Annotated in this window: 4 protein-coding genes; 2 read left to right on the top strand and 2 right to left on the bottom strand. The window is 66.0% G+C overall.

The genetic code is table 11. The annotated features are described in order from the left end of the window. A partial coding sequence (locus L2I41_RS21345; protein WP_237155649.1) for a DUF2239 family protein occupies window positions 1-295 on the bottom strand: 295 nt, incomplete at its 3' end. Between the two features lie 533 nt (window positions 296-828). On the opposite strand from L2I41_RS21345, the gene L2I41_RS21340 reads away from it, so the two are divergent. Then, window positions 829-1,137 (top strand): GIY-YIG nuclease family protein, encoded by a 309-nt coding sequence (locus L2I41_RS21340; protein ID WP_237155648.1) that lies wholly within the window; start codon window positions 829-831, stop codon window positions 1,135-1,137. Between the two features lie 2 nt (window positions 1,138-1,139). On the opposite strand, the gene L2I41_RS21335 is transcribed toward L2I41_RS21340, so the two are convergent. Continuing rightward, window positions 1,140-1,826 carry a glutathione S-transferase family protein gene (locus L2I41_RS21335; RefSeq protein ID WP_237155647.1) on the bottom strand — a complete coding sequence of 229 codons (687 nt, stop codon included), beginning with the start codon at window positions 1,824-1,826 and terminating at the stop codon, window positions 1,140-1,142. A gap of 1,763 nt (window positions 1,827-3,589) precedes the next feature. On the opposite strand from L2I41_RS21335, the gene L2I41_RS21330 reads away from it, so the two are divergent. Continuing rightward, window positions 3,590-4,521: pseudouridine synthase (locus tag L2I41_RS21330; RefSeq protein WP_237155646.1), on the top strand; the 932-nt coding region annotated here is incomplete at its 3' end.

Below are 4,521 nucleotides of genomic sequence, written 5' to 3'. Positions count from 1 at the left end.
GGAAGGCCCCCGTCGCAGTCCCGCTCTCCGGCTCGGCGGCCACGCGTGGCGCGCTCGGTGACCGGGCGGGCTCGGGCGGCAGCGCCACCAGGCGCCGCACAACGTCGCCGGTGCCGCCCCTCAGATCGAGATCGAGCACGCGGCCCGTCGCATCGTCGAACACCAGCAGCGGCCCGGCCGCGCCGGCGTCGGTCGCCGCCTTCACCGCCAGCGCCACCTCCACCAGCGCGCCCTCCCACAGGCGCGTGGCGCCATCGAAGGCGGTGACGGGTTTGGACAAGGGGTCGACGGACATGATCGGGCTCCTGAAAAATCGTGAGCGGTATATACCGTGGTAAAAATTAAAAGGCAATGTCTGTCGTTATCGTAGCAGCCCTGAGTTCGTCATGGTCCGCGAAGGCGGACCATCCACGCAGTCACGGACAGGAAAGTCCGAAGGTCCGTTTTCCGTGCGCCTTGTTATACCATTTCGCAGAATGCTGACGCATTGGCTCATTGAGAGCAATTCGAATTTCTCATTTTCGTCAAAGGCATGAGAACTTCGAATACGGAATACCAAGTGGACCTTTCAATGCCACTTGGTATGAGACCCTGACATCCAGCCTTTTCCGCCATCTTCTACCTGCCCGGCGGTTCCTTTGCCTCCTTCTTCTTTGCCTTTGACTGCGTGGATGGTCCGTCTTCGCGGACCATGACGGGCTGAGACGGTTGGCAACGCCTCCCTAATTATAACCAAGGTATTATTTGACCGCACTGCCCACCCCTGCTACACCGCAGCTCGGACAAGCATGCGAGGATGCGATGAACAGGGACGACAGGAAGGCCGCGGTGGCGGCATTCAAGGAGCGCAAGGTGGTGGCCGGCGTCTATGCGCTCACCTGCCAGCCGACGGGCGCCGTCTGGATCGGCGAGACGGCCAATCTGGAGGGCATCCTCAATCGGCAGATGTTCAGCCTGCGCATCGGCAGTCATCCGGTCGCTACGCTGCAGGGCGCCTATCGCGCCCATGGCGAGGCCGCCTTTGCCTTCGAGGTGCTGGAAAGCCTTGAGGACGAGGAGATCCCCGCCATCCGCGCCAAGTGGCTGCGCGACCGCGTCGCCCATTGGCGGGCCGAACGCGGCGCCGCAGTGGTCTGAGCTCAGTCCGCCCCGTCGCGGAAGCGGGCCGGCATGGCCTCCACATAGGGAAAGAACCTGAACCAGGGCCGCGCCTCGTCGATCACCCGGCGCACCGACGGTCGCGCCAGCAGCCGTTCGAAATAGGCGGCAAGGCGCGGCTGGTCGGCGCCGAAGGGGTGGACGATCGCGGCGAAGAACAGTGCCGGCAGCGCCGCGCAATCGGCCAGCGTGAAGGCATCGCCGGTGGCCCACACCTTGCCGTCGAGCTGCCGCTCGATCATGGCATAGGCGGTGTCGAGCCCCGCCCGCGCTTCGGCCACGCCCAGCGGATCCTGGCCGCCGTCCGGCCGCAGCCGATCGGTGACGATCTTCTGCATGGGCACGGAGACGTAGAGATCGAAGAAGCGATCCCACAGCCGCACCTCCAGCTGCGCCTCGTCCGCCTCGGGAATGAGCCGCGCCGGGCCGGGATGGTGCTGCTGCAGATACTCGATGATGATGCTGGTCTCCGGCACGATCCGGTCGGTGCGCCCATCGTGCAGCACCGGGATCTTGCCCACCGGCCAGCGTTCCAGCTGCGCCGCCGCCGACCCCGGATCGGAGAAATCCACCACCTGCGCCTCGAAGGGCGTGGCATTTTCATAGAGCGCGATCAGCACCTTGTGGCAAAAGGAGGCAAGCGGATGAAGATGGAGCGTCAGCGTCACGGCGTTTCTCCTCGCACTCTACCGGCTGCCCCGATGATGCGGGAGCACGGGCGCCCTGACAAGCGCTGCCGGGTGTCCCGAGTGAGGGCACGCAGGAGTACCTGCCGGCCTGCTCCTTTGCGGGGAGAGTTGGAGCGAGGTGTGAGCGAGGGGCGTTTGCCTTCCCGGTTTCGTCGCAAGACTCCCGGCCGTGCATTTGATGGCAGCGTCGCGCACCCCTCTCCCTGTCCCTCCCCCACAAGGGGGGGGGAGGGGACTCGGGTTGGAATGGAGGGCAAAACGCGGAAGCGGGGTAGCGGCGGGAACGAGGCAAACGGTCTGCCAGTTTCACAAGACAGACCTGTCATCGTCCCCTCTCCCCTTGCGGGAGAGGGGCAGGGAGAGGGGTAAGCAACCGAAAACACTGAGCTTCTGCCCTTTCCATCCGGTTACCCTTCCGAAGAGGCGAGTGTCATCCTGAAGCGTCGCACACCCCTCTCCCTGTCCCTCCCCCGCAAGGGGGGAGGGGACTCGGGTTGGACCGGAGGGCAGAACGCGGAAGTGGGGTAGCGGCGTGAACGAGGCAATTGATCCGCCAGTTTCGCAAGACAGACCCCTCATCGTCCCCTCCCCCCTTGCGGGGGAGGGACAGGGAGAGGGGTAAGCCCCTGAAAACATGGTGCTGTCTCCTGTTCCAGATAAGCGCCTAACCGGCGAGGGTGAGGCGGATCGTGACGGGGTACCCCCCTCTCCAACTCTCCCCCTCAAGGGGGGAGAGAGAGTGCCGCGAGTGTCCGGCGCAAGCTGGACAATGGTCTGCGAACTGGGCATCGGGGCGCAGACCGGACCACGAGGCGGGAAACTGGACGTCGGGGCGACGAGCTGGACAAAGCGCGCGAAGGTTCTGGCCGGCAACGCCACCCAGCTCTCTTCCCCCTTGAGGGGGAGAGTTGGAGAGGGGGGTAAGCAACAGGAACCTTTGGGTTTCTGCCCTTTCGCTCAGGTACTTTTTCGGGGAGGGAAGAGAATGATCGCAGCGTCGCACACCCCTCTCCCTGTCCCTCCCCCACAAGGGGGGAGGGGACTCGGGTTGGACCGGAGGGCAAGCCTTCCGTACGGGGTAGCGGCGGGAACGAGGCAATCGGTCTGCCAGTTTCGCAAGACAGTCCCGTCATCGTCCCCTCCCCCCTTGTGGGGGAGGGACAGGGAGAGGGGTAAGCCCCTGAAAACATGGACTGTCCCCTGTTCCAGGTGGGTGCCTGACCGGCGAGGGCGAGGCGGATAGGACGGGGTACCCCCCTCTCCAACTCTCCCCCTCAAGGGGGGAGAGAGTGCCGCGAGTGTCCGGTGCAAACTGGACAATGGTCCGCGAACTGGATGTCGGGGCGCAGACCGGACCACGAGGCGGGAAGCTGGACGTCGGTGCGACGAGCTGGACAAAGCGCGCGAAGGTTCTGGCCGGCAACGCCACCCAGCTCTCTCCCCCCTTGAGGGGGAGAGTTGGAGAGGGGGGTAAGCAACAAGAACCAATGGGTTCTGCCCTTTCGCTCAGGCACTTTTCCGGGGAGGGGTGAGCGACCTTTTGAAGTCGGCGCACTTTTCGCCGTTGTCTCCCAGTCCAGCTCCCGCCGGAACCAATCGACCGCCTCTCCCCGCTTGTCCAAGGGGCAGACAGCTGTCGCCGTCGTAGTCCCGGCGAGCCCGACGGGCAAAGTGCACGGCAGGGCGCGGAAAACGCAAAATTTCCCGCGCATCGGCCCCGCAAATCCTATATTAGCCTGCGCATGAAGAAGACATCCACACCCTCCACCAAATCCGCCCCCAAAGCCGAGGGCGAGGGCGCCGATCGCATTGCCAAGGTGATCGCTCGCGCCGGCCTGTGCTCGCGTCGCGACGCGGAAAGCTGGATCGCCGACGGCCGCGTGTCGCTCAACGGCAAGACGCTGGAAAGCCCGGCCGTGACGGTGAAGCCCGGCGACAAGATCCTCGTCGACGGCAAGCCGCTGCCCGAGCGCGACCGCACGCGCCTGTGGCTGTTCCACAAGCCCAAGGGCACCGTCACCACCACCTATGACCCCGAGGGCCGCCAGACGGTGTTCGACATCCTGCCGGAAGAACTGCCGCGCGTGATGACCGTGGGCCGGCTCGACATCAACACCGAGGGCCTCTTGCTGCTCACCAACGATGGCGGTCTCGCCCGCGTGCTGGAGCTGCCGGCCACCGGCTGGCTGCGCCGCTATCGCGTGCGCGCCCATGGCGAGGTGGATCAGGCCGCGCTCGACAAGCTCAAGGACGGCGTCGCCATCGACGGCATCCTCTATGGCGGCGTCGAGGCAACGCTCGACCGCAAGCAGGGCGACAATGTGTGGCTGACCGTCGGCCTGCGCGAAGGCAAGAACCGCGAGGTGAAGAACATCCTCGCCTATCTCGGCCTGTCGGTGAACCGGCTGATCCGCCTGTCCTTCGGGCCGTTCCAGCTGGGTGATCTCGCCGACGGTACCATCGAGGAAGTGCCGCGCCGCGTGCTGCGCGCCCAGCTCGGCGACCGCCTGTCGATCGAGGCCGGCGCCGACTTCGACCTGCGCGAGGGCGACCGCGATCCGGTGCAGACCCGCATCGTCGAGGCCCGCGAGGGCGAGGAGCCGCAGCGCCGCAAGCCGGCGCGCGCCGGTGCCCGCACGAGCCGCGCCTCCGAGGCCGAGCCGCCGCTGCGCGC

This window comes from Oryzibacter oryziterrae, from assembly GCF_021864535.1.
Lineage (GTDB): Bacteria > Pseudomonadota > Alphaproteobacteria > Rhizobiales > Pleomorphomonadaceae > Pleomorphomonas > Pleomorphomonas oryziterrae.
Note: the sequence above shows the minus strand (reverse complement) of the source record. Positions and strands in the feature narration are given on the sequence as shown.